This is a genomic window from Planotetraspora kaengkrachanensis, from assembly GCF_016862895.1.
GTDB lineage: Bacteria > Actinomycetota > Actinomycetes > Streptosporangiales > Streptosporangiaceae > Planotetraspora > Planotetraspora kaengkrachanensis.
Map to the genome: position 1 here is coordinate 1 of NZ_BONV01000055.1, position 25,545 is coordinate 25,545.

Annotated in this window: 29 protein-coding genes; 14 read left to right on the top strand and 15 right to left on the bottom strand. The window is 70.2% G+C overall.

Annotated features, from left to right (window positions below):
• Positions 1-112: 112 nt before the first annotated feature.
• The 5 genes from Pka01_RS38150 to Pka01_RS38170 all read right to left on the bottom strand — a co-directional run bounded on the left by Pka01_RS38150 (position 113) and on the right by Pka01_RS38170 (position 4,907).
• Positions 113-715, bottom strand: coding sequence for a DUF305 domain-containing protein (locus tag Pka01_RS38150; RefSeq protein WP_239116162.1), 603 nt, complete (start codon positions 713-715; stop codon positions 113-115).
• Positions 716-838: 123 nt separating this feature from the next.
• A complete protein-coding gene (locus tag Pka01_RS38155) occupies positions 839-1,858 on the bottom strand; it encodes a zinc-dependent alcohol dehydrogenase (protein ID WP_239116147.1) in 1,020 nt (339 codons plus the stop codon).
• 155 nt (positions 1,859-2,013) lie between these two features.
• Positions 2,014-3,438 carry a sensor histidine kinase gene (locus tag Pka01_RS38160; protein WP_239116149.1) on the bottom strand — a complete coding sequence of 475 codons (1,425 nt, stop codon included), beginning with the start codon at positions 3,436-3,438 and terminating at the stop codon, positions 2,014-2,016.
• A gap of 196 nt (positions 3,439-3,634) precedes the next feature.
• Entirely contained in the window at positions 3,635-4,453 is an 819-nt protein-coding gene (locus Pka01_RS38165) for a PIG-L family deacetylase (protein WP_203887880.1), read from the bottom strand.
• 7 nt (positions 4,454-4,460) lie between these two features.
• Entirely contained in the window at positions 4,461-4,907 is a 447-nt protein-coding gene (locus tag Pka01_RS38170) for a ribosomal maturation YjgA family protein (protein WP_203887881.1), read from the bottom strand.
• A 129-nt stretch (positions 4,908-5,036) separates the two neighbouring features.
• On the opposite strand from Pka01_RS38170, the gene Pka01_RS38175 reads away from it, so the two are divergent.
• Together Pka01_RS38175 and Pka01_RS38180 are read left to right on the top strand one after the other, a co-directional pair.
• The gene (locus Pka01_RS38175; RefSeq protein ID WP_203887882.1) at positions 5,037-6,674 is read left to right on the top strand and encodes an ABC-F family ATP-binding cassette domain-containing protein; all 1,638 of its coding nucleotides are present in this window, start codon (positions 5,037-5,039) and stop codon (positions 6,672-6,674) included.
• 129 nt (positions 6,675-6,803) lie between these two features.
• A complete protein-coding gene (locus Pka01_RS38180; RefSeq protein ID WP_203887883.1) occupies positions 6,804-7,727 on the top strand; it encodes a helix-turn-helix domain-containing protein in 924 nt (307 codons plus the stop codon).
• Between the two features lie 81 nt (positions 7,728-7,808).
• Here Pka01_RS38180 and Pka01_RS38185 read toward each other — a convergent pair whose 3' ends face one another.
• Complete coding sequence (locus tag Pka01_RS38185) at positions 7,809-8,327, bottom strand: MarR family winged helix-turn-helix transcriptional regulator (protein WP_203887884.1); 519 nt, start codon at positions 8,325-8,327, stop codon at positions 7,809-7,811.
• 129 nt (positions 8,328-8,456) lie between these two features.
• On the opposite strand from Pka01_RS38185, the gene Pka01_RS38190 reads away from it, so the two are divergent.
• Positions 8,457-9,917 carry an MFS transporter gene (locus Pka01_RS38190; protein ID WP_203887885.1) on the top strand — a complete coding sequence of 487 codons (1,461 nt, stop codon included), beginning with the start codon at positions 8,457-8,459 and terminating at the stop codon, positions 9,915-9,917.
• 127 nt (positions 9,918-10,044) lie between these two features.
• Here Pka01_RS38190 and Pka01_RS38195 read toward each other — a convergent pair whose 3' ends face one another.
• The gene (locus Pka01_RS38195; RefSeq protein ID WP_203887886.1) at positions 10,045-10,728 is read right to left on the bottom strand and encodes a carboxymuconolactone decarboxylase family protein; all 684 of its coding nucleotides are present in this window, start codon (positions 10,726-10,728) and stop codon (positions 10,045-10,047) included.
• Positions 10,729-10,803: 75 nt separating this feature from the next.
• Here Pka01_RS38195 and Pka01_RS38200 point away from each other — a divergent pair, with 75 nt between their 5' ends.
• Positions 10,804-11,448 carry a TetR/AcrR family transcriptional regulator gene (locus tag Pka01_RS38200; protein ID WP_203887887.1) on the top strand — a complete coding sequence of 215 codons (645 nt, stop codon included), beginning with the start codon at positions 10,804-10,806 and terminating at the stop codon, positions 11,446-11,448.
• Between the two features lie 17 nt (positions 11,449-11,465).
• Complete coding sequence (locus Pka01_RS38205; RefSeq protein ID WP_203887888.1) at positions 11,466-12,155, top strand: alpha/beta fold hydrolase; 690 nt, start codon at positions 11,466-11,468, stop codon at positions 12,153-12,155.
• Here the strand turns inward: Pka01_RS38205 and Pka01_RS38210 are convergent.
• Both Pka01_RS38210 and Pka01_RS38215 read right to left on the bottom strand, forming a co-directional pair.
• A complete protein-coding gene (locus Pka01_RS38210) occupies positions 12,148-12,300 on the bottom strand; it encodes a hypothetical protein (RefSeq protein WP_203887889.1) in 153 nt (50 codons plus the stop codon). The two genes, Pka01_RS38205 and Pka01_RS38210, sit on opposite strands and share 8 nt — an antisense overlap.
• 21 nt (positions 12,301-12,321) lie before the next feature.
• Positions 12,322-12,810: a hypothetical protein gene (locus Pka01_RS38215; RefSeq protein WP_203887890.1), complete on the bottom strand. Its 489-nt coding sequence runs from the start codon at positions 12,808-12,810 to the stop codon at positions 12,322-12,324.
• Between the two features lie 198 nt (positions 12,811-13,008).
• Between Pka01_RS38215 and rnhB the strand changes: the two genes are divergently transcribed.
• Positions 13,009-13,758 carry a ribonuclease HII gene (gene rnhB, locus Pka01_RS38220; protein ID WP_203887891.1) on the top strand — a complete coding sequence of 250 codons (750 nt, stop codon included), beginning with the start codon at positions 13,009-13,011 and terminating at the stop codon, positions 13,756-13,758.
• A gap of 21 nt (positions 13,759-13,779) precedes the next feature.
• On the opposite strand, the gene Pka01_RS38225 is transcribed toward rnhB, so the two are convergent.
• Together Pka01_RS38225 and Pka01_RS38230 are read right to left on the bottom strand one after the other, a co-directional pair.
• Complete coding sequence (locus Pka01_RS38225; RefSeq protein ID WP_203887892.1) at positions 13,780-14,613, bottom strand: alpha/beta fold hydrolase; 834 nt, start codon at positions 14,611-14,613, stop codon at positions 13,780-13,782.
• A 123-nt stretch (positions 14,614-14,736) separates the two neighbouring features.
• Positions 14,737-15,603 (bottom strand): NAD-dependent protein deacetylase, encoded by an 867-nt coding sequence (locus Pka01_RS38230; protein WP_203887893.1) that lies wholly within the window; start codon positions 15,601-15,603, stop codon positions 14,737-14,739.
• A gap of 126 nt (positions 15,604-15,729) precedes the next feature.
• On the opposite strand from Pka01_RS38230, the gene Pka01_RS38235 reads away from it, so the two are divergent.
• The 3 genes from Pka01_RS38235 (at position 15,730) to Pka01_RS41430 (ending at position 17,558) form a co-directional block, all read left to right on the top strand.
• A complete protein-coding gene (locus tag Pka01_RS38235; RefSeq protein ID WP_203887894.1) occupies positions 15,730-16,146 on the top strand; it encodes a PPOX class F420-dependent oxidoreductase in 417 nt (138 codons plus the stop codon).
• A gap of 240 nt (positions 16,147-16,386) precedes the next feature.
• Positions 16,387-17,046, top strand: a complete 660-nt coding sequence (locus Pka01_RS38240; protein ID WP_203887895.1) for an SRPBCC family protein — start codon at positions 16,387-16,389, stop codon at positions 17,044-17,046.
• Between the two features lie 143 nt (positions 17,047-17,189).
• Positions 17,190-17,558 (top strand): ClpX C4-type zinc finger protein, encoded by a 369-nt coding sequence (locus Pka01_RS41430; protein WP_203887896.1) that lies wholly within the window; start codon positions 17,190-17,192, stop codon positions 17,556-17,558.
• Between the two features lie 503 nt (positions 17,559-18,061).
• Here the strand turns inward: Pka01_RS41430 and Pka01_RS38250 are convergent.
• The 3 genes from Pka01_RS38250 to Pka01_RS38260 all read right to left on the bottom strand — a co-directional run bounded on the left by Pka01_RS38250 (position 18,062) and on the right by Pka01_RS38260 (position 20,604).
• Positions 18,062-18,874, bottom strand: a complete 813-nt coding sequence (locus Pka01_RS38250; RefSeq protein WP_239116151.1) for an SAM-dependent methyltransferase — start codon at positions 18,872-18,874, stop codon at positions 18,062-18,064.
• 116 nt (positions 18,875-18,990) lie between these two features.
• A complete protein-coding gene (locus Pka01_RS38255) occupies positions 18,991-19,752 on the bottom strand; it encodes an SDR family NAD(P)-dependent oxidoreductase (protein ID WP_203887898.1) in 762 nt (253 codons plus the stop codon).
• Between the two features lie 207 nt (positions 19,753-19,959).
• Complete coding sequence (locus Pka01_RS38260) at positions 19,960-20,604, bottom strand: carboxymuconolactone decarboxylase family protein (protein WP_203887899.1); 645 nt, start codon at positions 20,602-20,604, stop codon at positions 19,960-19,962.
• A 184-nt stretch (positions 20,605-20,788) separates the two neighbouring features.
• Here Pka01_RS38260 and Pka01_RS38265 point away from each other — a divergent pair, with 184 nt between their 5' ends.
• The 5 genes from Pka01_RS38265 to Pka01_RS38285 all read left to right on the top strand — a co-directional run bounded on the left by Pka01_RS38265 (position 20,789) and on the right by Pka01_RS38285 (position 25,149).
• Positions 20,789-21,655, top strand: a complete 867-nt coding sequence (locus Pka01_RS38265; RefSeq protein WP_203887900.1) for a helix-turn-helix domain-containing protein — start codon at positions 20,789-20,791, stop codon at positions 21,653-21,655.
• Positions 21,652-22,062 (top strand): VOC family protein, encoded by a 411-nt coding sequence (locus Pka01_RS38270; protein ID WP_203887901.1) that lies wholly within the window; start codon positions 21,652-21,654, stop codon positions 22,060-22,062. The genes Pka01_RS38265 and Pka01_RS38270 overlap by 4 nt, the downstream gene beginning before the upstream one ends.
• Positions 22,063-22,124: 62 nt before the next feature.
• Complete coding sequence (locus Pka01_RS38275; protein ID WP_203887904.1) at positions 22,125-23,264, top strand: WD40 repeat domain-containing protein; 1,140 nt, start codon at positions 22,125-22,127, stop codon at positions 23,262-23,264.
• A 104-nt stretch (positions 23,265-23,368) separates the two neighbouring features.
• A complete protein-coding gene (locus tag Pka01_RS38280; RefSeq protein WP_239116160.1) occupies positions 23,369-24,580 on the top strand; it encodes a PP2C family protein-serine/threonine phosphatase in 1,212 nt (403 codons plus the stop codon).
• A 59-nt stretch (positions 24,581-24,639) separates the two neighbouring features.
• The gene (locus tag Pka01_RS38285; RefSeq protein WP_203887902.1) at positions 24,640-25,149 is read left to right on the top strand and encodes an HAD domain-containing protein; all 510 of its coding nucleotides are present in this window, start codon (positions 24,640-24,642) and stop codon (positions 25,147-25,149) included.
• Between the two features lie 21 nt (positions 25,150-25,170).
• Here Pka01_RS38285 and Pka01_RS38290 read toward each other — a convergent pair whose 3' ends face one another.
• The gene (locus Pka01_RS38290) at positions 25,171-25,416 is read right to left on the bottom strand and encodes a DUF3099 domain-containing protein (protein WP_275414542.1); all 246 of its coding nucleotides are present in this window, start codon (positions 25,414-25,416) and stop codon (positions 25,171-25,173) included.
• Between the last annotated feature and the right edge of the window lie 129 nt (positions 25,417-25,545).

The window sequence follows — 25,545 nt, forward strand, 5'->3', positions numbered from 1 at the left end:
CTAGTGCCGCGACAAGAAATGATCACCGGGTCGCTTCAGGGCTGTCGCGCGCCCATACGGACGGGCGTCGCGGAGAGGTCAGCGGCTTCGGCCTCCGCGGATTCCACCGCCGTCAGAGTCGGTTGAGGATGCTCTGCATCCGGTCGATCTGGGGCCGCTGGTCGGCCACGATGGCGTCCGCGAGTTTCTTGGCCTGCTCGTCGGCACCCTGCGCCAGCTCGGTGCGAGCCATCTCGATCGCTCCCTTGTGGTGAGCGATCATGTGCTGCAGGAAGAGCCTGTCGAAGTCGCGACCTTTGGCCGCCGTGAGCTTGTCCATGTCACTCTGCGAGACCAGACCGGGCATGTCTTGCGCCATCCGGCTGGGTGCGGCGGTCCAACCCCAGCCCGTCAGCATGGCGCGCATGGTCTTCATCTGTGACTGCTGCTCGTCCTTGATGGCGGCGGCCAGCTTCTTGACCTCCGGGTCGGAGGCCCGGGTCGTCGCCAGGTCCGCCATGTCAGTGGCCTGTTGATGATGAACGATCATCATCTGCGTGAACATGACGTCCGCGTCATTGAACGACGCGGACGGCAACGGGCTCGCGACGACGCCCGCCACGTCGGCGACGGGTCGCGCTCCTGACACGAGCCCGCCGGCTCCGCAACCGGTGAGCAGGACGAGCGCCCCGCCCGCAACCCCCAGAGGCGCAATGCAAGATCGTTTGATGGGCATGGTCACCGAGTTTCTCTCCGTCCCCGCTTCGACGGACAGGGCTTCATCCGCCTGCTCGTCGTGCCCTGGGGTGATTCAGATCAATCCCCGGGTCACTCCAGGGACCGGCCAAAGCATGGGACCTCAGCGGCGCGGGTCCACGTGGACCTTGGGGGCTCCGCCCCATTCGGGGCGCCGTTCCCCGCCGAGGACGGCCGCGAGGTCCTCCAGTGCCACGGTCGCGGCGACGAGAGGGCGCGGGTCGACGGCTCCGGAGGCGTACAGGCCGACGGTGCCTTCGAGGCCGCCGGAGGCGCTGAGCACGCCCACGGCGGTGACGTCCTTGAGCGCGATGGTGCGGGTGTCGACGAGGCTCGGCTCACCGGCGAGGCCGATGTAGACGACATGCCGTCCCGGCTCGACCAGGTCGAGCGCGAGCCCGGGCAGCGCGGCGGCGTTCGACGCGTCGATGACGGCGTCGAACCTGAGTTCCGGCAACGACTCCGCGGTCCACACGTGGGCGAAACCGATACGCCTGGCGAAGTCCAGGGACTGCCTCGTACGGCCGAGCAGGTGGACCTCGGCGCCTTCCGCCTCGGCGATCCGTGCGGCGAGCAGCCCGATCGTGCCGGGCCCCAGGACGAGGAGCCGCTCACCGGGCAGCAGGCCTGCGCCCCGCACGGCGCGCAACGCGTTGCCGCCCGGCTCCACCAGGGCCCCGAGCGCCGGATCGAGCGTGTCGGGCAACGGCTGAAGAGCGCGCACCGGCACGGCCAGTTGTTCGGCGAGGGCGCCCGGCCGGCCGTTGCGGATGCCGATCTCGTAGCGGTCGGCGCACAGATGCCCGCGGCCGGCGCGGCAACGCCGGCAGTGCCCGCAACCGAGCATGGTGTCGCCGGTGACCCGCCGGCCGATCCAGGATGGGTCGGCCGCGTCGCCCACGGCGGAGACGACGCCCGCCCACTCGTGGCCGATCCTGATGGGGTAACGCGCCTCACCCGTGTGCAGGTAGGCCATGTCCCCGGTGAAGAACTCGGCGTCTGTTCCGCAGACACCGGCCCGCTCGACGTCGACGACGACCTCGTCGGGAAGAGGCTCAGGCCGGGGCACGTCCATGACCTCTGCCCGGCCGGGTCCGGTGATCACGAAGGCGCGCATCGTCATCCCGGCACCGGAGCCCGCCGGTTGCGGCTGCCCGCCCGTGGCGGGCCGTACACGTCTTCGGGCTCCACAGGGCCGATCGTATCGGCGTTTCCGGGTATCAGAGCATTGTTCCGGCAGAGCCGGTCGATTCGGACAGGGAAGCCCTGATCGGGCGCTCAGGGGGACGAGCCGGAGTCGTCCAGGGGGATCCTGAACACGAACCTCGCTCCGCCGCTGGGCGACTCGCCGGCACGCAACGATCCGTCGTGCGCGTGGGCGACGTCGCGCGCGATGGCCAGGCCGAGGCCGGTGCCGCCGTGGTCGCGGCTGCGCGCCGTGTCCAGCCGGGTGAACCGCTCGAAGACGCGCTCCCTGTCGGCCTCGGGGATGCCCGGCCCGTCGTCGGCCACGATCAGCTCCGCGAAACCGCCGTATCGCCGCACCTGGACGTCGACGGCGTCAATCGCGTGCCGTTGGGCGTTGTCGAGCAGGTTGCGCAACGCGCGGACGAGCTGGGACTGAACCGCCAGGACGTGCACGTCCCTTTCTGCCCACAGCCGCACCCGCGGCCGGCCCGGCCGCGCGGCGACCTCACGCCGGACCAGGTCCGTCAGGTCCAGCCGCCGCCGCTCGCCGTCGGCGGTGGCCTCGACCCGTGCCAGCAGCAGGAGATCGGTGATGATCTGCTCCAGCCGGTCGACGTCGCCCATCGCGTCCCGGAGCAGGAGGGCCAGATCGGTGTCCTCCGGGTGCATCCTGGCCTCCTCCAGCTCCGTCCGCAGTCCCGCGAGGGGGGTGCGCAACTCGTGCGAGGCGTCGGCGACGAACTGACGCTGCCTGGTCAGAATCCGGTCGCTGGACCGCTTGGCCTGCTCGATCCGGTTGAGCGTGCCGTTCACGGTCCGGGCGAGCCGGGCGATCTCATCGTCCCCCGGGGGCTCGGGCACCCGTCCGCTCAAATCGTTGAAGTTGATCGTGGCCAGCTCGGTGCGGATCGCCTCCACCGGCCTGAGCGTACGGCCGGTCACCAGCCACGTCGCCCACGCCGCAAGGAGCACCAGCAGGGCGTCCTGGATGCAGAACAGCCGGACGAAGATCTCCGTCGAGGTCAGCACGGCGACCGGCCGGCCCGCGTAGACGACCGGTGAGCCGTTGCCCGGCTGTACCCGCAGCGCCGCCAGCCGCACGCATCCCACCCGCGCCGAGGCGCAGTTCTGGACGTCACGTTCCGGGTCGCTCGCGCTCGGCCAGACCGAGCTGAGCGGCGGGAGCCCCATGGCGTCCTTGGAGGCGCCGATCACGCGGTGGTCCGGCGCCACCACCTGGACCAGGTTCGCTCCCGGCACCCGCGGCAGTATCGGGTTGGTCGTGTTGCCGGCCCGGACGGCGGCCGCCGTGAGATCGGCCTGTTGCCTGGCCTCCAGCCAGATGGCGTCGGCGACCGCCTGCCGTCCCACCGCACCCTCAGCCGCGGCGGTGGGGATGAGCAGGAGCAGGGCCAGCAGGGTGACGAGGGCGGTGATGCGGCCCCGGATGGAGCGCGGGCGGGCACGCGACAGCGCGCGCCGGATGTGCGCGGCGCATCGGGACCTGCCGCTCAAGGCGTGTCCTCCGTGCAGATGGCCCATCTCCCCCGACCAGGGACCCCCATACTGTATGCACTATAACGGTACTCACCGCCTCCCCTGCCGGACCGCTACGGCCCGATACGGGAGGTCGGCGGCGACCCCTCCACGATCCCAGCCCGAGCGGCATCCGTCTTTACCGTTAGCCACCATTGGGCACACCTGCTCGCGCCTATGCGCGAAGACCGGCGAACAGGTCGTCCTCCCGATCCGGTGCATCGATGCGGCAGAAGTGACGGGTGAAGTACTCCGGGGAGAAGACCCGTGGCTGGACGTCCTCGGGCAGCCCCAGCATGAACGCGCCGTCCGCCTGGCTCGCGTGCGCCCGCAGAGCCTTGACCTTGTTCTCGAAGTACGCGGAGACGTCCACGGCGGTGGTGACGAGCTCGTCCGGGGTGCCGAAGTCGTCGGGCATCTCGCCCTCGGCCCAGTCCGCACCCAGGGCGCGCATGTGTTCGAACAACTCCCGCATCCTGGCGCGGGGGGCGGCTCCGAAGTACAGCTTGTCCGGGATCCCGGTCGACTCGGTCGCCGCCACCGCGATCCGATGCGCCTGGATGTGGTCCGGGTGGCCGTAGCCGCCGTTCTCGTCGTAGGTGACCACGACCTGGGGCCGATAGCGCTCCATGAGCCTGCCGAGCTTCGCGGCGGCGACCTCCACGGGGGTGTTGGCGAAGGCGTCGGGGTGCTTGTTCGCCTCCCAGCCCTCCATGCCGGAATCACGGTATCCGAGCAGTTCGACATGGGCGATGCCGAGATGCGCCGCCGACTCCCGCAGCTCGCCGAGCCGGTGCTCGGCCACCGCCCGGGGGTCGTGGCCTTCCTCACCCGGCTTCACTCCGCCAGGCCCGTCACCCTGTTCCCCGTTGGTGCACGTCACCAGAACCGTGCGGATTCCCTCATGGGCGTAACGGGCCAGGATCCCGCCCGTGCTGATCACTTCGTCGTCCGGATGGGCGTGCACGGCCATCACGGTCAGTTCTTGAGCCATTCGATCCTCAGTTCCGTTCGTCACGGCCGGCAGGCGACGAGGCGGGTTCCTCGCCGGCGGGACCGGCCCCATCGTGGCCACCATCCTGGCCGCTGTCCGGCCCGCGGGAGCGGGCCGCCTGCCTCACCCCGGCGTGGATCACCCAGGCCGCCCCGGCTCCCACGGCGTACCAGAGCAGGTCAGGGGCGTTGAACGTGCTGCCGAGGATCGGGCGCGCGATCGCGGGCAGATCGAGAAGCTGGGAGAACTCGATCAGCCAGCTGACCGCGAGGGAGATCGGCGCCACCCGGGAGGGGCGCGCGGCCGGGATCACGAGCAGCACGAGCAGATACAGCAGGACGGTGTAGAGCGCGTCCCCCGCGTACTTGGCGAACGGACCGTCGAGGAACGTTCTGATCAACAGCCCGGCGGCGATCGTCACGACCGCGGCCACGGCGACGGGGGCACGCGACATGCGAATCACCGTAGCGGCGGCCTCCGACAGACTGTCAGCGGGATCTCAGCGCCGCGGCCGCCACGTCCCGCTGCGACGGACCCGCGATCACGCCGGTACTCCCGGGACGGCACTAGCATCGTTCGGGATATGAGCGCAACGATCGTGGTGAAGGGCCTGGCCGCCGGGCACGGGGAGCGGGTCCTGTTCTCGGGGCTCGACCTCGTGGTCGCCCCGGGCGACGTCATCGGGCTGGTCGGAGTCAACGGCGCGGGCAAGTCCACGCTGCTCCGCCTGCTCGCCGGCCTGGACGACCCGGAGGAGGGCGCCGTCCGGCTCTCCCCGCCCACCGCGGTCGTCGGCCACCTGCCCCAGGAGCCGGACCGAAGGCCGGACGAGTCCGTCCGGAGCTTCCTCGGCCGCCGCACCGGTGTCACCCAGGCGCAACGCGACCTCGACGCCGCCACGCAGGCGCTGGTCGAGGGTCTGCCCGGCGCGGACGACTCCTACAGCACGAGCCTGGAGCGCTGGCTAACCCTGGGCGGCGCGGACCTCGACGAGCGCGCCGCCGAGGTGGCCGCCGACCTCGGTCTCACCGTCGACCTCGACCAGCCGATGACCTCGTTGTCGGGTGGCCAGGCCGCCCGCGCCGGCCTCGCCTCGCTGCTGCTGAGCCGCTACGACGTGTTCCTGCTCGACGAGCCGACCAACGACCTCGACCTCGACGGCCTCGACCGGCTGGAGAGGTTCGTCACCGGCCTGCGCGCGGGCACCGTCCTGGTCAGCCATGATCGCGAGTTTCTGGCCAGGACGGTCACCTCCGTGCTCGAACTGGACCTCGCCCAGCAGCAGATCACGCTGTACGGCGGCGGCTACCAGGCGTACCTGGAGGAACGCGAGGTGGCCCGCACGCATGCCAGGGAGCAGTACGAGGAGTACGCCGAGACCAGAACCCAGCTCGAGGCCCGGGCCCGCTCCCAGCGCTCCTGGATGGAGAAGGGAGTGCGCAACGCCCGCCGCAAGATGCCCGACAACGACAAGATCGGACGGAACGTCCGCATCGAGTCGACGGAGAAGCAGGCGGCCAAGGCCCGCCAGACGGAGAAGCTGATCGAACGGCTCGAGGTCGTCGAGGAGCCGCGCAAGGAGTGGGAGCTGCGGATGGAGATCGCCGCCGCGCCCCGGGCCGGCGCGGTCGTCGCCACCCTCCGCGGCGCCGTGGTCCGCCGCGGCTCCTTCACCCTCGGTCCCGTCGACCTGGAGATCGGCTGGGCGGACCGGGTGGCCATCACGGGGGCCAACGGCTCAGGCAAGTCCACGTTGCTCGCCGCGCTGCTCGGGCGGCTCCCCCTCGACGAGGGCCACGCGTCGCTCGGCCCCGGCGTCGTCGTCGGCGAGGTCGACCAGGCGCGCGGGCTCTTCCTGGGAGACGAGCCGCTGCTCGACGCGTTCGGCGCGCTGGTCTCGCCGATGCCGCCCGCCGACGTCCGGACGCTCCTGGCGAAGTTCGGCCTGAAGGCCGTGCATGTGACCCGACCGGCGGCCACCCTGTCGCCCGGCGAGCGGACGCGTGCGGCGCTGGCGCTGCTTCAGGCGAGGGGGGTCAACCTGCTCGTGCTCGACGAGCCGACGAACCATCTCGACCTGCCCGCGATCGAGCAGTTGGAGTCGGCCCTAGCGAACTATCCGGGCACGTTGCTCCTGGTCACGCACGACCGGCGGATGTTGTCCGCCGTGCAGGTGGACCGCCGCCTGCAGGTCGAGGCCGGGCGGACCTCCGAGGTCTGAGGCGCGCCCGGTGGCGGGACGAACCGTGGCGGCGTTCCTACGAGACGGAAGTTCCGCCTGAGCTCTGTGTGACTCGATTCGACCGGGCCGACTGTGGTTCGGCGTCCTTCGCGGCATAGCGTTGTCACTATGAACGCCAAGAAGCCACTTGGCGATTTCCTTCGCGCCCGGCGTCAGGTCACGAGCGTCGACCAGGCGGGGCTCGCGCGCGGCGGCCCCCGCCGCATCCCGGGGCTGCGCCGCGAAGAGGTGGCCACGCTGGCCGGCGTCAGCACGGACTACTACATCCGGCTGGAACAGGGCAGGGAGCGCCACCCCTCCGATCAGGTGCTCCAGGCCTTGGCACGGGTCTTCGGCCTCACTACCGACGCCACGGAGCACATGTTCGAGCTCGCCAGCCCCCGCGCGCATCGGCACCGGACCTGCGGCACGTCCGACCAGATCAGCGCGGGCGTGCTGCGCCTTCTGGACAGATGGGACCACGCACCGGCGTTCGTGGTGAACCACCGGCTGGACGTGCTGGCCAGGAACCATCTGTCCCGATGCCTCGTCGCGGGGCAGGACCTCTACGACAACCTGCTGCGCTTCACCTTCCTCAACCCCGCGTCACGCGAGTTCTATCTGGACTGGGAGCGGGAGGCCCTGGCCAAGGTGGCCGACCTGCGCGCCGGCGCGGCCCCCGAGGACCCCGCCGTGCTCGAACTGGTGGAGGAGCTCTCCCAGGCGAGTGAGGACTTCCGCCGGATGTGGGCCCGCCACGACGTCCTGGCCAAGGCGGACGAGCCGAAACGGCTCCACCACCCCGTGGCCGGCGACCTGATCTTGTGGCACGAGACCTTCTGCATCGCCAGCACTCCCGGCCTGCGCATATTCATCAGCACGGCCGAGCCGGGCAGCCCTTCTGAGCGCGCCCTCGCGCGACTGGCCCGCCTCGGCCCCGGTGGCCGCCGAGTGTGGCCCGTTCACCGGGCCGTTCCGGACGCCGAGTCGCGAACGGAGCACGCGTCACGAGACGAGCACGCGCCGCGGGGAGGGAGACTCCGTCACGAGTGACGGCCGGCCCCGCCTCCCGTCATCTCGTCGCCTCGTCATCTCGTCGCCTCGTCATCTCGTCGCCTCGTCATCTCGTCATCGTCATCCGAGATCCTCTTCGGACCGGCGACCGTGCGGGACCACCGTTCCGGACAGGCCCGACGTTCCGGACAGGCCCGTGCGGGGCCAGTAGCGCCCCTCGTGTTCCTCGACGGCCATGTTGAACCTGGCGAGAACGCGGGCGAAGCCGTCGAGATCCTCCCGCGTCCAGCCGGCGAGCACGACGCCCAGCCCGTCGGTGGCCCAGGCACGATCGGCGTGCAGGCGGCGCAGGCCCTCGGGCGTGATGCGCACCTTGCGTGCCACCCCGCCGTCCGGGTCCGGGATCCGCTCGGCCACGCCGGAGCGCAACAGCGACGCGGTCTGACGGTTCACCGTCGACGTGTCGAGCCCGAACGCCTCAGCGAGCTGGCCGATCGACATCGGCCCCTCGATCTCGATCCGGCTGAGCAGGAGGTACGCGCTCCGGTCCAGACGGCCCCTCGTCCCGAACGCGCCCATGGCGACATGACGGCCGATCAGCCTCAGTTCGCGCTCGATCTCCGTGATCTCCCTCTCCATGCCCGTACCTCCCTCGTGGCTCGGCGGCCCCCACCCCCCGATTATGCATGCTGCACAGCATATGTAGGATGCATATCGCCTGGTCCGGGGAATCCGAGCCGGGCTTTGCCAACGTCGAGTGGAGACGTCATGAGCACCACCGCCCCCGAATCGCGCACCGGCGCGATCGTGAGCGTGCTGGCCGCCGCCGGAATCACGGTGTCGGTCATGCAGACCCTGGTCGTCCCCCTCATCCCAGAGCTGCCCCAGCTGCTGCACACCTCGGCGTCCAACGCCACGTGGGCGATCACCGCCACTCTCCTGGGAGGAGCCGTCGCCACGCCCGTCGTCGGCCGGCTCGGCGACCTGTACGGCAAGCGCCGCCTGCTGCTGATCAGCACTCTCCTGCTGGTCGTCGGCTCGCTGGTGTGCGCCCCCGCCGACTCGCTCGCCCCGATGGTCATCGGCCGGACGCTGCAGGGCTTCGGGATGGGCGTGATCCCTCTCGGCATCAGCATCATGCGCGACGTCCTGCCCCAGGAGCGGCTGGGCTCGGCCATGGCGATCATGAGCTCGTCGCTCGGGGTCGGCGGTGCGCTCGGCCTGCCGGCGTCGGCGGCCGTCGCGCAGAACGCCGACTGGCACGTGCTCTTCTGGGGTTCGGCCGCCCTCGGCGCCATCGCCGGCGTGCTGATCTTCATGATCATCCCCGAGTCCGCCGTGCGTGCGGGCGGGCGCTTCGACTTCGCCGGTGCGCTCGGCCTGTCGGCGGGACTGATCTGCCTCCTGCTGCCGATCTCCAAGGGCAGCGACTGGGGCTGGGGCAGCGCCACCACACTCGGGCTCTTCGCCGCCGCGGTCGTGATCCTCCTGGTGTGGGGCGTGTGGGAGCTGCGTCACGCGGCACCTCTGATCGACCTGCGCACCAGTGCACGCCGCCCGATCCTCATGACCAATCTGGCGTCCGTCGTGATCGGCTTCGCGATGTACGCGATGTCGCTGATCGCCCCGCAACTGCTGCAGCTACCCGAGGTCACCGGTTACGGTCTCGGCCAGAGCATGCTCGCTGCCGGACTCTGGATGGCTCCCTCGGGGCTGGTCATGATGGCCGTCTCACCCTTCGCCGCCAAGCTCTCCGCCGCGCGCGGCCCCAAGATCTCCTTGCTCGTCGGCGCGCTCGTGATCGCCGCCGGGTACGGCGTGGCGCTCGCGCTCATGGGGAGCACGTGGGGTGTGCTGGCCTTCGCCGCGGTGATCAGCGCCGGCGTCGGCTTCGCCTACGCGTCGATGCCCGCCCTGATCATGAGCGCCGCCCCCGCGTCGGAGAGCGCCGCCGCCAACGGCCTCAACAGCCTGATGCGTGCGATCGGCACCTCGACCGCCAGCGCCGTCATGGGCGTCGTCCTGGCCCACATGACCGTACGGCTGGGCCCGGTCACCGTACCCTCCGAGGCCGGGTTCCGCGCCGACTTCATGATCGGCGCGGGCGTCGCCCTGCTGGCCGCGCTCGTCGTCCTGGCCATCCCCGGCCGTGCGGGAGGGGCGCTCGCCCGCCGCACCGCCCGGCAGGGATCTCAGGAGGCCGTCGTGGAAGGGTCCGCCCTCCGGTAGGACATCCCAGGTGACGGCGCCGGCCGGGCCCCCTGCTCACAGGGCGGCCCGGCCGGCGCCGTTATCCGTCCGGGGCACGAAGACCTGACGAGGTGTGCGTCGTATCCGGTCGGCGCCCTGATCGTCGTCAGATCCTGGCGACGCCGAGTTCGGTGAGCAGGGCGTCGAGCATGTGCATGGCGCGCCATGCCTTGGTCATGCCGAACTGTGCGGAGAACCGCACGACGGCACGAACCTCCTCCGGCGTGGCGCCGGCGCCGAGGGCTCGCGTCACGTGGGCGCGGAAGCTTTCTTGCAGGGTCTGGAAGAGCACGTCGACGGTCATCGTGATGAACGCGCGCTCACGAACAGACAGCAGTCGCATGTCGGCGCGCATCCGCGACTGCAGGTCCATGTAGATGCCGAACGGCGCGTCGAGAGCGGCCACTGTCTGCCGCATCGGCTCGGGGATCGGGCTGCCCGTTCCGCCGGCGTTCACCTGATGACCCTGGCCGGTGGGGACGGGCATGGCGTGCTCCCGTTCCAGGTCGGTCAGGCGGGCGAGTGCCGCCAGGGCGGCGGGGTAGCCGCTGTCGTAGGCGACGAAGCGGAGCATTTCCCGCAGGTCGTCGCCCGACAGGCCACACTCCGCCGCCATCGTCACGTGCTGTTCGAAGGGCAGGCCGAGGGTCTGCAGGCAGACGTCGGCGGTGAGGCACAGCAGGACCTTCTCGCGCGTGGCCAGCTCCGGGATCTCGTCCCAGAGCAGGCGGTCGGTGGCGGCGCTCATCTCGGCGAACACTGGATCCAGTGCCTTCACCTGGGTTTCCATGAAACTCCTCCGTACCTGAACGGCTGTAGCGCTACGACTGTAGTGCAACGGTCGTCCGCCTACAATGGGGCCACCATGGACACGACTTCTTCCGCTCCGGCCGGCCATCACGGCGCCAGGCGAGGCCGCAACCCGCGCGGCCAGGGCGAGCAGCTGCGTGAGGACATCGTCGGCGCCGCCCTGCGGCTGCTGGACGAACTCGCCGACGACCAGGCCCTGTCCATGCGCGCGGTGGCCCGGGAGGTCGGCATCGCGGCGACCTCTGTGTACATTCACTTCGCCGACCGGGACGCGCTCGTGCTGGCCGCCCTGGAGAGGTTCCATCGCGAACTCGTGGAGGCCGTCGATCAGGCCGAGACCGATGCCGCCGATCCGGCAGGGAAGTTGCGTGCCCGCGTCCTGCTGCTGGGCCGTTGGGTCCAACGGCATCCCGGCCTGTACAAGGTTCTGCACGAGAGCACGCTCAACCGGCGGGCGGCCATGTCGTTCAAGCAGGAGTTGGCCGAGCGCACCACCGCCGCGGTGCAGGGGTGCATCGACGCCGGGCTCGCCCCGGCCGACGACGCCGCAGTGGTCTCACTGGATCTGAGGGCGGCGGTGCACGGGGCCGTGTCGATGCGGGTCAATCAGCCCGACCTGCCGTGGCCGCCGCTGGAGGAACAGGTCGATCGTTTCCTGGCCAAGCTCGTCGGCCTCGTCCCGACGTCCGGTACGACATAAGAGGAGCCATCCAGCACATGTCGACTTACGTCCTCATCCCCGGCGCCGCATCCGACTCGTGGTACTGGCATCGGGTCGTCCCCCTGCTCCGCGAACGCGGCCACGACGTCGTGGCGGTCGACCTGCCGTGCGACGACGACCGCACGGGACTGGCCGAGTACGCCGACGCGGTGGTGGACGCCGTCGGGCAGCGCACCGGGCTGGTGCTGGTGGCCCAGTCGATGGGGGGATTCACCGCGCCCCTGGTCTGCGACCGGCTCCCGGTCGACCTGCTGGTGCTGGTGGCCGCGATGGTCCCGCGGCCGGGTGAGAGCCCGGGCGAGTGGTGGGGCGCGACGGGTCACGATCAGGCGCGCCGCGAAAACGAGAAACTCCAGGGCCGCGACCCGGACGCGCCGTTCGATCCGCTCACGGCCTTCCTGCACGACGTGCCCGCCGACGTGGCCGCGGAGTCGGCACACCACGTGCGTGAACAGTCCGCCACGCCGTTCGGCAAGCCGTGGCCGCTGTCCGCCTGGCCCGACGTCCCGACGCGCTTCCTTCTCTGCCGCGACGACCGGTTCTTTCCCGCGGCCTTCCAGCGGCGCGTCGTGAGAGAACGGCTCGGCCTCACCCCGGACGAGATGGGCGGCGGCCACCTCCCCGCGCTCGCGCGTCCCGGCGAACTCGTCGATCGGCTGGAGGCCTACCGGACCGCGCTCAGATGAGCCCGATGACCGCCATGAGGCAGAGCGCGAGGCCGAAGCCCACGAAGCCGCCGATCAGCGGATCCATCGGCTCGCGCTCCTCGGGCCCCCACCACAGCGGCCGGGGTTCGAGGACCAGATAGAGCAGCGCGCCGACCTGCCCCATCGTGAACAACCAGAGCCAGGCTCACCGGTTCGCCAGGTGGGTCCGCTTCGTGACGAGCATGACCAGCAGCGCGAAGCACCACGCGATCTGCACCACCGGACCTGTGCCCGGAGCCGGAACCCGTAACGGCCAGACGGACAAGAGCCACCGTCCGGTGCCCTCGTACGCCCTGCGGTGCACGACCTCGTGCCACCCGTAGCGAAAAGAATGTTCGTGCTGATTGCGCGAATACAGGTCCGTGCTGTGATACCAGGTCAGCGGACCAGTCGACCATCGCAGGTCCACTCGCGGCTCCCCGGGCGTCGAGTAATCCCGTTTCTCCGCGACGTACGTGACCTGCCCGGCCTTCGACTTCGCCCAGAACTCCTCGGCGGAACGTTCCCTGGGCACCACGCTGGCCAGGATGACCAGAACTCCCCAGAGCAACACGGCCAGCAGGACCAGGTGCAGGCACAGGCCGATGGCCCAGTCCGTCCTGCGCATGACCCGCGGTTCCTGAAGCAGGTCCACTCTCACCCCTGGCGTACGTGTTGTCCGCCATCGTGGCGATCCAGGGGATTGTCGGGCACGGAACGGTCGGGGCACAATCGATCTCCCGTGCTGCCATGATGGGCCGATGCCGCCAACCCCCGAGCAGTCCCCCAGGCCGACCCCGGACGACCGCGTGACCGAACACGTCGGCCGAGTGGCGCTCCTCGTGGCGGCGTCATGAGTGACACCCTGCCCGGCCTCTCCGGCGGGAAGCCGTCCGGGCCACGACAGGCCGCCGGTTACGAGATCGAGCACCAACTGGCGGCCGGCGGAGCGACCCGCATCGCGGGCGTGGACGAGGTCGGCCGCGGCGCCTGGGCCGGGCCGCTGGTGGTGTGCGCCGCCGTCACCGACCTGAGCCCGGCCCCGGAACTGCCCGGCAGAGGGGCCAGGACGGTGCGGCTCAACGACTCCAAACTCCTCTCCCCCGCGCACCGCGAGGCCTTCGCCGACGTCCTGCCAGGATGGCTCGCGGGTCACGCGATCGGAGAGTCGAGCCCGGCGGAGATCGACGAGGTCGGCATGACCGAGGCGCTGCGCCGGGCGACCGTCAGGGCGCTCGAGGCACTGCCCCGGCGCCCTGACATGGTGATCCTCGACGGCAAGCACGACTTCCTCGGCCGGCCGTGGCGCGTGCGCTGCGAGATCAAGGCCGATCAGCGCTCGGTCAGCGTCGCAGCCGCGTCCGTGCTGGCCAAGGTGCATCGTGATCGCCTGATGGCCACGCTGTCGGCCGACCATCCCGAGTACGGCTTCGCCGACAGCGCTGGCTATCCCTCACCCGCCCACCAGGCGGCCCTGGCGGCCAGCGGGCCCACTCCGCATCACCGGCTGTCCTGGTCGTATCTCGACGACCTGCCCGAGTGGCGGCACCTCAGGAGGCATCGTGATCCACTCGCCGGCTCCGGGCAGATGACCCTGCTCTGATCCCCCTGCTCGCCTACTCGTCTACTCGGCGAGGAAGGCGAGCAGCGCCTCGTTGACCTCCTCCGGATGCGTCCAGGCGATGTTGTGCGGCCCGCCCTCCACCTTCACGAACCGCAGATCCTTGATCAGCCCCGGGAGCCGGGCGGCGGTCGCCTCGAAGGGCAGGATGCGGTCGGCGTCGCCATGCACGACCAGGGTCGGCACGTCGAACTTCGGCAGATCGTCGCGGAAGTCGGTCAGCCACGACCCCACGCACGCGTACGTGGCGTAGGCCGACGCGCCCGCGGCCACGTTGAAGCTGCCCTGCCACGCCTGGTCGCTGATGCGGGTGCCGCCCAGCACGTCGACGTTGTAGAAGTTGTCCAGGAAGTCCTTGAGGTAGGCGAACCGGTCCGCGACGATCGCCTTCTGGATGCCCTCGAAGACCGCTCCGTCGACGCCCTCGGGATTGTCGTCGGTTTTCAGCAGGAACGGCGGGATCGCGCCCAGCAACGCGGCCTTCTTCACGCGCGCCGTGCCGTACGTGCCGATGTAGCGGGTGACCTCGCCCGTCCCCATGGAGAAGCCCACCAGCACCACGCTGCCGAGATCGAGCGCGTCGAGCAACGTGTTCAGATCGGCGGCGAAGGTGTCGTAGTCGTACCCGACGGTGGGATGGCTGGACTGCCCGAAGCCGCGGCGGTCGTAGGTGATCACTCGATATCCGGCGGCGAGCAGGACCCTCTGCTGCTTCTCCCAGGAGTGCCCGTTGAGCGGGTACCCGTGGATCAGCACCACCGGCACGCCCGTGCCGTTGTCCTCGTAGTAGATCTCGATGTCGGAGCCGTTCTCCTGACCGACGACGACCTTCGGCATGACATTCCCCCTTGAAATCGTGACCACGTCACGCGTTCGGCCTGGTGGGGCCGCGTGGTCCTCCAAGCAAGGATGCTCCCTGCCTTCAGCGGCACGCGGGGCACCCCCGGGACGCGCGCCTGGTCAGCTCGCCGGGCCGAGCTCCGCCAGGAGGGCGGTGAGGGCCGGGCCGAGCGGAGCGTCCAGAGCCAGGAGGGCGTGGTCGTCTCCCCGGGTCGCGCCCTGGTTGACGATCGCGACGGGGATCGCGCGTTCGCCGGCGTGGCGGACGAACCGGAAGCCGGACATCACGGTCAACGACGACCCGAGGACCAGCAGCGTCCTGGCCTCCCCGGTCAGCGCGTAGCACTCGTCGACGCGGATGCGCGGCACGTTCTCGCCGAAGAACACGACGTCGGGCTTGAGCAGCCCGCCGCAGCTGTGGCAGTCGACGACGTCGAACCCGTCGATCTGGTCGTCCGCGATCACCGCGTCACCGTCGGGGTTGATCACGATCGCCTGGGCGTGCCAGCCGGGATTCGCCTCGCGTAACCGCTGGTCGAGCAGCCCGCGGGAGGTGCGCCCGCCGCAGGACATGCACATCACCCGGTCGATGGCTCCGTGCAGTTCGATCACCTTGCGGGCGCCCGCGGCCTGGTGGAGGCCGTCGACGTTCTGCGTGATGATCCCGGATACCAGGCCCCGCGCCTGCAACTGCGCGACCGCGTGATGACCGGCGTTGGGCTCGGCGCGGGCGATGTGCCGCCAGCCCAGATGACTGCGCGCCCAGTAGCGGCGGCGGGCCTCGGCACTGCCGATGAACGTCTGGTACGTCATCGGATCGGCCCGTCTCTTCCTGCCGGTCTCCCCTCGGTAGTCGGGGATGCCCGACTCCGTCGACAGGCCGGCTCCGCTGAGGATCACCACCCCGCCGTCCGAGACGAGACGGACCAGCGTCTTGAAGGCGAGACCGCCGAGCACGTCCGCGTGATCCGCTGACGTATCGGACATAACGCCACGAGGCTCATCTATCGCCCGAGTCACTCCTCCATGGTGCCCGACGTCCGCACCCTTTCAGGCCAACGGCCCGGGGTCCGGCGCCGGGCGGGTGACAGATCGGCCCGCCACCGGGAATCGATGATCGCCGACCGTCGTTACCTCGCCATGAGCGTGATTCCCGATGACCTGGTTGACCTGCTCGAGCGGCCGATTTTCGGCAATCTCGGCACCATCCGGCCCGATGACACCGTGCAGGTGAACCCGATGTGGTTCGAATTCGACGGTGAGCAGATCCGGTTCACCCACACCACCTACCGCGCCAAGTACCGCAATCTGCAGCACAACCCGTCGATGAGCCTGCTGGTCGTCGACCCGGACGACCCGCTGCGCTTCCTGGAGGTCCGGGGTAGCCTCGTCGACGTCGTCCCGGATCCCGAAGGGGCGTTCTACGTCCGCCTCGGGCAGCGCTACGGCGACCAGGACACTCCGCCGCCCCCGGACAGCAAGGACCGCGTCATCCTCGTGATGGACGTGAAGAAGGCCGCGAGGAAGTAGCCGCGCGGGCGGTTCCGTCTCACCTGAACGAAGCAGTCCGCCTGGCCGGTGATGGGCGTGCGCGCCCTCTGACCGGCCAGGCGGCTCACCGGGGTCCACAAAGCCGGGCAACCTCCTCTCCAAGGTCCGCCATCATCGCTCACCTCCGGGTTTAGCCCCCGAGGCGCGGGCAGGGCATCCCTGGCAGCCCACACGTGGCCGTGACCAGATGTGGCCGTAGCCACAGGAGAAGGAGGAGGCATGAGTTCGATCGACCATTCCGTCGACGTGAATGTCCCGATCCGTACGGCGTACAACCAGTGGACCCAGTTCGAGTCGTTCCCGGAATTCATGGAGGGCGTGGAGTCGGTCAAGCAACTCGGCGACACCCGTACCGACTGGGTCGTCGAGATCGGCGGTGTCCGCAGGGAGTTCACGGCGGAGATCACCGAGCAGCACCCCGACGAGAGGGTGGCCTGGCGGTCCCTCGACCGGCCGAGGCAGGCGGGCGTGGTCACGTTCCATCGCCTCAACGAGGACAACACCAGAGTGACGCTCCAGATGGAGTACGACCCCGAGGGCTTCGCGGAGAAGGCCGCCGACGCCCTGCAACTCGTGCGCCTGCGCGTCAGAGGCGACCTGGAACGGTTCAAGAGCTTCATCGAGTCGCGCGGCGGCGAGACCGGCGCCTGGCGGGGCGAGGTCCCCGGCCCGCATCAGCAGGGCGGGACCGGCACCGGTTCCGGTTCTGGATACGACATCGGCGAGCCGATGCCCCCGCAGCCGGTGAATCCCGAATACCCACGTGAGACGCCGCTGCCTGCGCCGGGGCCCGGGCCCGTCCCGCCGGCACGCGGCACTAACCCCGCCCCGGGCAGCGGCCCCGTGCCCCCTCGGGACACGCCGGGCCCGGTCATCTGACGACGGTTCCGATCCGGGTCCGCGGTCGTCCGCGGACCCGGACGGGCCGGCCACTTCCGCGGCTTGTCAGGCGTTCCCTGACACTCTAGGCTGTGCGGCAGACGTCAGGCATTCCCTGACATCCGTACAGGAGAGGACCCCCCATGGCCGCGTCCGCCAAAGTCAAGACGACCGTGCAGTGCTCGTTCTGCGGGAAGCCGCAGACCGAGGTTCAGAAAGTGATCGCCGGGCCGGGCGTCTACATCTGCAACGAATGCGTGCAGCTCTGCCTCGTCATCCTCGAAGCCGAGGAGACCTCCCCCACCCCGCAGATCCCCTCGTGGGACACGATGACCGACGAGCAGATCCTGGAAGTACTGCCCAAATTCGCCGCGGCGGGAAAGCAGGTGGAGGACAGTCTGCAGGAGTGGGTCACCCGCCTGCGGGAGCGGAAGGTGACCTGGACCCGAATCGGGGAGGCCCTCGGCATGACCCGCCAGTCCGCCTGGGAACGCTTCTCCGGCGAAGAATGACCCCCTTTGGTGGTGATCACCTGCGCGTGATCATGCACGGGTTCGTGAACACCCCCTCCGACCAGCCCATCCCCCGCGCGTGATCATGCATGGATTCGCCGACACCCCCTCTCACCTGCCCATGCTCAGGTCGTGATCATGCACAGATTCGCAGACACCCCTCCGCACCTGCCCATACTTCGGTCGTGATCATGCGCAGGTTCGGAGGTGCGCTACTTGAGCTGCACAAACACCCATAGCGATCATGCACGAGAGCACTCCGCAGCTACGGGAGACCCACCGCCTGCATGATCACAAAGTGCGTACGGCCAGGCCGGCGACGGCTCAGGCGAAGGAGTGCATGATCACGATGGACGTCGCACCAGCTCAACCAGCATCCGCGCGACAGTGTGCATGATCACGCGGAGGGGGTGGGCTGGTCAGAGGGGCCGTTCACGAACCTGTGCATGATCACGGCCAGAGGACCGGCGGGTCAGAGCACACGTCGGCGAATCCTTGCATGATCACGCCGGGGGGGTGCGGAGGGCTATGCCGCCTACTGCGCCGGCTTCGCCTTGTCTGACGATCGGCACGTCCAGCGGACGCCAGTCCTGGAGGGCGACGACCCCCGGCTCTACCAGGTCGAGGCCCTGGAAGAAGGCCGCGACCTGCTCCGGCGTCCTGGACGCGGCGCCCGGCGCGGACGTGCGGCTGAACACCTGGTGCCCCTCACGCTCCTGCTCCTCGCTCAGCGGCGCGATGGACCCGTGCGAGACGACGAGGTAGCCGCCGGGTCCTAGAGCCGACCGGAACGTGGCCGCGATGTCCGCGGCCTCGTCGTCGTCCGGGACGAAGTGCAGGACGCCCAGCAGCAGGATCGCCACGGGTTGCGAGAAATCGAGATGACCGCGGACGTCCGGATGGTCGAGCAACGCCTGCGACTGCCTCATGTCGGCGTCCACGGCGATCACGCGGGAGTTCTCAGAGAGCAGCGCCCGCGCGTGGGTGAGCACGATGGGGTCGTTGTCGACGTAGACCACGCGCGATTCCGGCGCCAGTTCCTGGGCGACCTGGTGGACGTTGCGCTGCGTCGGCAGCCCGGCTCCGATGTCCAGGAACTGCCTGATTCCCTGCCAGCTGAGGTAGGTCACGGCGCGCACCAGGAACTCGCGGTTCTCCCTGGCGATGTCCCGCAGGTTGGGCAGGATCGCGATGATCTTCTCGGCGGCCTCGCGATCGGCCGCGAAATTGTCCTTGCCGCCCAGGTAGTAGTCGTACATCCGGGCGACGCTCGGGGTGGACGTGTCAACTCCGGACGGTGCTCTGAAGTCGTTCACGCGGCTCCTCACGCTGATCCCGGTCAGAGAAGATCGTAATTCATCCATCCCAACTTATGGATCTTTATCCTCCGTTCCGGATGTTACACACCTCAATCGTTTGCACAACCGCCTCCTCAGACGGGGTCGGACGCCTTCCAGGTCTGCCCGGTGGCGTCGCCGGGCAGCCGGGACACCAGCGATCGCGCCGACTCCTCCGGGCTGATCAGCCCGGCCCGGTGGTAGTCGGTGAACTGCTCGTGCAGAGCGGCGCCGATCTCTTCGGGATCCCGTTCGCGGATCCAGGTCTGCATGGCGGTGTCCACCCGGCCGGGCCGGAACGCGTTCACGGTGACGCCGCTGCCGGCCACCTCGGCGGCGAGGTTGACGGTGTGGGCCTCGAGCGCCGCCTTGGCCGTGGCGTAGGCGTTGGCTCCGATCATGGACGTGGGACGCTCGGCGACCCCGCTGGAGACGTTGACGATCCGTCCCCACTTCCGGCTGAGCATTCCCGGCAGCAGCGCGAACGTGAGAGTCGCCGCGGACACGAGGTTGACGTCGATCGCCGCGGCCCATTCGGCGGCGTCCACAGCGGCGCTGGGCCCGAGCGGCCAGACGACCCCGGCGTTGTTGACGAGGACGTCGACGTCCCCCAGATCGTCGCGGGCGCCGCCGAGCAGGTCGGAGATCCGGTCGGGGCGGGAGAGGTCTCCCTGGACGACGAGCGCCTCGCCGCCCGCCGCCCGGACCAGGCGCGCGGATTCGGCGAGCTCGTCCTGCGAGCGCGCCATGAGAACGGTTCGCGCGCCCGCTCGGGCGAGTTCCACCGCGACGGCCCGGCCGATCCCGCGGCCGGCCCCTGTGACCAGCGCGGTCCTATCTTCGAACGGCCCCATCATGATCATCACTCCTCGTTCGGGATGAAGCCATGATGAGGCCGCGCCACGACCGGCCCCGCACCGGGCCCACCGGCCGGCCCCGCAGCGCCCGTCACATCCGTCGGTCACACCCGTCGGTCAGGCCCGCAGCGCCCGTCACACCCGCCCGTCACACCCGCCCGTCACACCCGCCGGTCAGGCCCGCAGCGCCCTACGCCGGGCCGCCGGTCAGGTCCGGGTGCCCGGCTGCGCCGCCCAGTAGTCGCCGGAGGACTTCGACGCCTCCGCGGCCTCGGCCGTCTCGAAGCCCGGGGCCATGGACGCGGACGTTCCCGCCAGGTACTCGTGGTGGTCGATGCCCAGCAGGCGGATCCAGCTCTGCTGGCCGTAGGTCAGCGCGATGCAGCAGCCGAGTTCGACGAGCTCGGCCTCGGAGAAGTGCCGGTGCAGCCGCTCCCAGAACGCGTCGTCGGTCTCCAGACCCCAGGCGATGGCCTCGGCGTAGGAGAGCGCCGCCCGCTGCCGCTCGTCGTACTTCGGGGACGACTCGAAGTTCAGCAGTTCGTCGTACTGCTGCTCGACCAGGCCCGCGGCGGTGGCCTTGATCGAACGCTGGTTGCCGCAGAACTCGCACTTCACCGTGCGGGAGATGTAGACCCGGCAGAGTTCCTTGATCGCGTGGTCGCAGACGCCGCTGTGGAACAGCGCCTTCCAGGAGTCGGCGAAGGCCCAGAAGGCGTTCGGCGCGTGCGCGCGGACGGCCGAGCTCTCGGGCCGGGGGGTGCCCTCACGGGCACATCTGAGCATCTCCTCCCGCATCGCCTCGTCCATCGACTCCATCGGTACGTAGCTGATGCGGTTCGTGTTCGCCACAGTGCGCTCCCATCTCGGTCGCCGTCCCGCCCCCGACCAGAACGCCGCAATCGTTTGCAGGTCCGATGCTGCCCCAGCGCGGGGGCGGAGGTCAAGACACGCGGGATGCGACGAGGTCTTCCGCCGCGTTCCCCGGGCGGCGAGGATCGGGGCGACACAGTCCGCGACCGAGGCGGTGACGATCATGGCGGGACCGCCGGTATCCGAGATCGTCAGCAGGCGTCCTGCGCCGCCGTTGCGGCCGTTCGTGACCTGGTACTGCGGCTATCGCGACGCCGACGTGGGCCCGAGACGGCACCGCGGACTGCCGTCCCCGTATCTGACCGTGATCATCGCGTTGTACGAGCCGCTCGTCGTGGCCGCTCACCCGGACCCGCGCGTTCCACCGGCCGAGTACGGAACGCTCGTCGGCGGCCTTCACACCGCCCCCGTGCTGATCACGCACGACGGCCGGCAGTCGGGCATCCAGCTGAGCCTCTCCCCCCTCGGCGCCCGGGCGCTGCTCGGCCTGCCCGCCGGCGAGCTCACCGGCTCCGTCGTCGACGCCGCCGACGTCATGGGGCCGTTCGCGAACCGGCTGCGGGAGCGGGTGCTCGAGGCCCCCGGCTGGACGGCGATGTTCACCGTCCTGGACGAGATGTTGTCGGCGCACCTCGACGCGGGAGCACGGCTCCAAAGCGAGGTCGTGCGCGCCTGGCAGCGCCTGCTGACGTCGGCGGGAGCCGTACCGGCCGCGGAACTGGCCCGTGAGGTCGGGTGGAGCGGCCGGTACCTGAGTCGGCGGTTCGGCGTCGAGGTCGGGCTGAGCCCGAAGGCGGCGGCCCGGGTCGTGCGGTTCGACCGGGTCCGGCGGCTCCTCATGCGGCGGGCCGCGGAGGACCAGGGCCTGCTCCTGTCCGACGTGGCGGCCGCGTGCGGCTACTACGACCAGGCCCATCTCGCGCGAGAGTTCGGCGAGTTCGCCGGCTGCTCACCCTCCCGCTGGCTCGGCGAGGAGTTCCGATACGTCCAAGCCGGGACCGGCACCCCGGTGCCACACTCGGCGTCATGACAGACGAAGCCCCACCGCCCCAGGTCTATCCCGCACTGCGCGCCCGCGACGCCCGCGCCCTGATCAGGTTCCTCGTCGACGCCTTCGGCTTCGAGGAGACCGTCGTGTACGGCGAGGGCGACCACGTCGACCACGCCCAGCTCTCCTGGCCGCTCGGCGGCGGCATCATGCTCGGCAGCGTCCGCGACGTCCCCGACGACCCGTGGCCCGTGCAGCCGGGCGTGTTCGGCGCGTACGTCGTGACCGACGACCCGGACGGGCTGTACGCGAGGGCGACCGCGGCGGGCGCCAAGGTGATCCAGGAGCTTCATGACACCGATTACGGCTCGCGCGATTTCACGGTCGTCGACCCGGAGGGCAATCTCTGGTCCTTCGGAACTTATCGGGGCGAACCACGAAAGAATTAACAGATCGCGTCATGTACGGCAGTTCGTGACGATCACCTCCCAGGCTGTCTAATCTTCGTGGCATGCGGAACGAAGACCGGTTACGTGGTGACGACGACGGCGTGGCCGACGACGACGCCGGGCGCGCCCGGCTGAGGCGCCTCACCACGGTGCTGAGCCTGCTCGCGATCACGATCACGGCGGGCGTCGTGGTGTTGATCCTCGTGGTCGACGAGACACGGCGGCATCCTGTCCGCGCCCAAACCCTGGCGGCCCCCTCCGCCGAAGCGCGGACTGCCGCGTCGCCGTCGCGAACCCCCGCGCCCACGCCGGAGGCGTTGTCCGCCCCGGTGACCGGCGGCCTGCGCCTGAAGGCCGAACTCACCGGTCACTGGCAGTCCGTGGGACCGCTGGTCTTCAGCCCCGACAGCAAGTTCCTGGCGAGTTGCAGCATCGACGTCGGCCGGGTGTGGAACACGGCCACCCGGCGGATCGTCACGAGCTTCCGCCGAACCGAGCGCAACGTCGCCACGTGCCCGGTGGCCTACAACGCTGAGATGACCACGATGGTCCTCAGCGACCTCCACGAAACCCTCCGGCTGTGGGACGTGGCCTCCAAGAAGGCCGTGAAGACCGTTCACGTTCCCGGGAGCTTCTTGTCCTCCACCGTGCTGAGCCCGGACGGAACGTTCGTCGCCACCGGAGGCAAGAGCACACGCCTGTGGGATTCGGCCTCGGGAAGGACGGTCGCCACCTTCCCCGAGCCCAAGGGCACGGTCTCCCGCGTTGCGCTGAGCCCCGACGGGAGGACACTCGCATCGGGAAGCGACGACGGCTCCGTACGGCTGTGGGACGTCACGACCCGACGCCTCACCGCCACCTTGCCACCGCACGCCGGCCGACACCTCTCCGCGCTCGCCTTCAGGCCGGACGGGAAGTCCCTGGCCGTGTGCCAGAAGGGCGCCATCGTGTTGTGGGACCTCGCGTCCCGGAAGGTCACCGCCACCCTCAAGGCGGGCGAGTGGACCGAGCAACTGAGCTACAGCTCCGACGGGAAGACTCTGGCCGTCATGGACGGCGCGGCCGCCCGGCTGTGGGACGTCGCCTCCCGGCGGCCGATCGCCACCGTGGCCGGGGCGACGTCGGTGGCTCTCAGCCCCGACGGCGACATGCTGGCGACCGGCGAGCGTGACGGGGGCATCCGGCTCTGGACGCTCATGTGACGATACGAGGTCATGGGGCCTGCCCAAGGAAGCGTTGACCGTGACGACGGACCCCCAGGCGTACCGTCGTCAGGGGAGAACGCGCGGGAGAGGGAGGTGCGGCGGTGCCCGACGCCGGAACGATGCTGGCGGGCCTGTTGACCGCCAGCCACCTGGCCTCGCTGGAGCGGGTCCCCGCCCTGGTGGCCGAGCATGCCGCGTCCGTCGGCTTCACGCAGACGATGGTCTTCGTCTCCGACCTCCAGAGCCGCTTCCTCGCCCCGCTGCCCGGCCAACTCGACGAGGTGGGCCGGCCGCTCGGGCCGATGAACGTCGACGCCACCGTCGCCGGGCGGGCCTTCCGCAACGTGGAGGTCGTCCGGCCCCGCGCCCCGGAACCCGCGGAGACCCGGACGAAGATGTGGGTGCCCCTCCTCGACGGCACCGAGAGGGTCGGCGTGCTCGGGCTGACCGTCCCGGTGGACGACGAGTCCGCCGAACGGAACGCCTGCGCGCTGGCGTCGCTGATCGCCCTGCTGGTGGTGAGCAAACGCGGATCCAGCGACGCGTACGCGCGGATCGTGCGCGCTCACAGGATGACGCTCTCCGCGGAGGTGCTCTGGAACCTGATGCCGTCGGGGACCTTCGCCGACGGCGACATCGTGGTCAGCGCGGTGCTCGAGCCCGCCTACGAGGTGGGCGGCGACGCCTATGACTACGCGACCGACGGGGACCGGCTGCACCTGTCGGTCTTCGACGCCATGGGACACGACGCGTCCGCGGGGCTGACCGCCTCCATCGCGATCGGCTCGTATCGCAACACCCGCCGCAAGGGCACCGATCTGCTGGCCGTCAGCGAGACCATCGATGAAGCGATCGCCGATCAGTTCGCCACCCAGCGCTTCGCCACAGGGGTCATGGCCACGCTGGACGTCAAGTCGGGCTCGTTGACCTGGGTCAACCGCGGTCACCATCCGCCGCTGGTCATCCGCGGGGGCCGCCGGGTCGCGACCCTCGAGACCACGCCGTCGCCCCCGATGGGCCTGCGGCTCGGCGTCAACACCGGCCCCGCCCACTACCAGCTCGAACCCGGCGACCGGCTGCTGATCTACACCGACGGCATCATCGAGGCGCGCAGTCCCGACCAGGAGCTGTTCGGCCTGGAGCGCTTCGTCGACTTCGTCATCCGCCGCGAGGCCGACGGCATGCCCGGGCCGGAGACCCTGCGCCGGCTGGTCCAGACGATCCTGGCCCATCAGCACGGCGTGCTCCAGGACGACGCCACGGTGCTGCTGGTCGAGTGGCGCACCCAGCGGGAGCGCCGTCTCACGGTGTGACACTGCGGCCGGACCCCCGCCCGGCCACGCGTCGCGCGCCCATGAGCGATCATGGAGTCATGCGGTCGAAACCTCTCCTCCTCCTGGACGTGGACGGCGTGCTGAACCCGTCCCGCCGATCGTCGCTCCGGTATCGCCGGCACAACTGCGTGGTGGACGGCGGTCTGTACCGGCTGCTTCTCGACCGGCGGCACGGTCCCCTGCTGCTCTCACTCGCCCGCGACACAAACGCCGAGCTCGTCTGGGCCACGACCTGGGAGGAGCACGCCAACGTGGAGATCGCCCCGCGTGTCGGGCTGCCACGACTCCCGGTCATCCGGGTGACCGGCGACCCGGTCTCGAAGGCCGGAGAGCACTTCAAGACCCGCCCGGTCGCCGACTACGTGGACGGCCGGCCGTTCGTGTGGTTCGACGACGGGCTCACCACCGCCGACGACGACTACCTCCGGGCCCACGAGGGTGTGGGCGACTTCCTGCTGGTCCACGTCGACGCACGCCACGGTCTCGACGGGAATCATCTCGCGCAGGCTCGCGAATGGCTCACCGGTACGGCGGGCGCCGCCGACTGAGCGCCTGCCCGTCCGGACCCGCTACCCGCGGTCGCCGTCGTTCCCGCCGTTCCCGCCGTTCCGGTTGGCGATGATCACCGCGAGCGGCGGGATCGCCAGCGCCACGATCGAGACCGCGATGGCCGCAGGAACAGAGAAGCGTGCGATCACCGTCCCGGCGAGGACGAACAGCGCCAGGCAGGTCCCCATCAGGATGAAGTAGATCCGTCGACGGTTCCTCATGACGTCCTCCCGCGTCCGAGTCCGCGGCCTCGCCGGGCCGATCACCCAATCACTACCCGCGCCGGGCCGGGTCCCGCTCGGGGGACCGTGAACGCCCGTGGGACCGTGAACGCCCGTGGGACCGTGAACGCCCGTGGGACCGTGAACGCCCGTGGGACCGTGAACGCCCGTGGG

What these genes read in the sequence shown, in the direction of transcription:
- Pka01_RS38150 (WP_239116162.1), bottom strand. Translation starts at nt 715, where the DNA reads ATGCCCATCAAACGATCTTGCATTGCGCCTCTGGGGGTTGCGGGCGGG.
- Pka01_RS38155 (WP_239116147.1), bottom strand. Translation starts at nt 1,858, where the DNA reads ATGACGATGCGCGCCTTCGTGATCACCGGACCCGGCCGGGCAGAGGTC.
- Pka01_RS38165 (WP_203887880.1), bottom strand. Translation starts at nt 4,453, where the DNA reads ATGGCTCAAGAACTGACCGTGATGGCCGTGCACGCCCATCCGGACGAC.
- Pka01_RS38170 (WP_203887881.1), bottom strand. Translation starts at nt 4,907, where the DNA reads ATGTCGCGTGCCCCCGTCGCCGTGGCCGCGGTCGTGACGATCGCCGCC.
- Pka01_RS38175 (WP_203887882.1), top strand. Translation starts at nt 5,037, where the DNA reads ATGAGCGCAACGATCGTGGTGAAGGGCCTGGCCGCCGGGCACGGGGAG.
- Pka01_RS38180 (WP_203887883.1), top strand. Translation starts at nt 6,804, where the DNA reads ATGAACGCCAAGAAGCCACTTGGCGATTTCCTTCGCGCCCGGCGTCAG.
- Pka01_RS38185 (WP_203887884.1), bottom strand. Translation starts at nt 8,327, where the DNA reads ATGGAGAGGGAGATCACGGAGATCGAGCGCGAACTGAGGCTGATCGGC.
- Pka01_RS38190 (WP_203887885.1), top strand. Translation starts at nt 8,457, where the DNA reads ATGAGCACCACCGCCCCCGAATCGCGCACCGGCGCGATCGTGAGCGTG.
- Pka01_RS38195 (WP_203887886.1), bottom strand. Translation starts at nt 10,728, where the DNA reads ATGGAAACCCAGGTGAAGGCACTGGATCCAGTGTTCGCCGAGATGAGC.
- Pka01_RS38200 (WP_203887887.1), top strand. Translation starts at nt 10,804, where the DNA reads ATGGACACGACTTCTTCCGCTCCGGCCGGCCATCACGGCGCCAGGCGA.
- Pka01_RS38205 (WP_203887888.1), top strand. Translation starts at nt 11,466, where the DNA reads ATGTCGACTTACGTCCTCATCCCCGGCGCCGCATCCGACTCGTGGTAC.
- Pka01_RS38210 (WP_203887889.1), bottom strand. Translation starts at nt 12,300, where the DNA reads ATGGGGCAGGTCGGCGCGCTGCTCTATCTGGTCCTCGAACCCCGGCCG.
- rnhB (WP_203887891.1), top strand. Translation starts at nt 13,009, where the DNA reads ATGAGTGACACCCTGCCCGGCCTCTCCGGCGGGAAGCCGTCCGGGCCA.
- Pka01_RS38225 (WP_203887892.1), bottom strand. Translation starts at nt 14,613, where the DNA reads ATGCCGAAGGTCGTCGTCGGTCAGGAGAACGGCTCCGACATCGAGATC.
- Pka01_RS38230 (WP_203887893.1), bottom strand. Translation starts at nt 15,603, where the DNA reads ATGTCCGATACGTCAGCGGATCACGCGGACGTGCTCGGCGGTCTCGCC.
- Pka01_RS38235 (WP_203887894.1), top strand. Translation starts at nt 15,730, where the DNA reads ATGATCGCCGACCGTCGTTACCTCGCCATGAGCGTGATTCCCGATGAC.
- Pka01_RS38240 (WP_203887895.1), top strand. Translation starts at nt 16,387, where the DNA reads ATGAGTTCGATCGACCATTCCGTCGACGTGAATGTCCCGATCCGTACG.
- Pka01_RS41430 (WP_203887896.1), top strand. Translation starts at nt 17,190, where the DNA reads ATGGCCGCGTCCGCCAAAGTCAAGACGACCGTGCAGTGCTCGTTCTGC.
- Pka01_RS38255 (WP_203887898.1), bottom strand. Translation starts at nt 19,752, where the DNA reads ATGATGGGGCCGTTCGAAGATAGGACCGCGCTGGTCACAGGGGCCGGC.
- Pka01_RS38265 (WP_203887900.1), top strand. Translation starts at nt 20,789, where the DNA reads ATGGCGGGACCGCCGGTATCCGAGATCGTCAGCAGGCGTCCTGCGCCG.
- Pka01_RS38270 (WP_203887901.1), top strand. Translation starts at nt 21,652, where the DNA reads ATGACAGACGAAGCCCCACCGCCCCAGGTCTATCCCGCACTGCGCGCC.
- Pka01_RS38275 (WP_203887904.1), top strand. Translation starts at nt 22,125, where the DNA reads ATGCGGAACGAAGACCGGTTACGTGGTGACGACGACGGCGTGGCCGAC.
- Pka01_RS38285 (WP_203887902.1), top strand. Translation starts at nt 24,640, where the DNA reads ATGCGGTCGAAACCTCTCCTCCTCCTGGACGTGGACGGCGTGCTGAAC.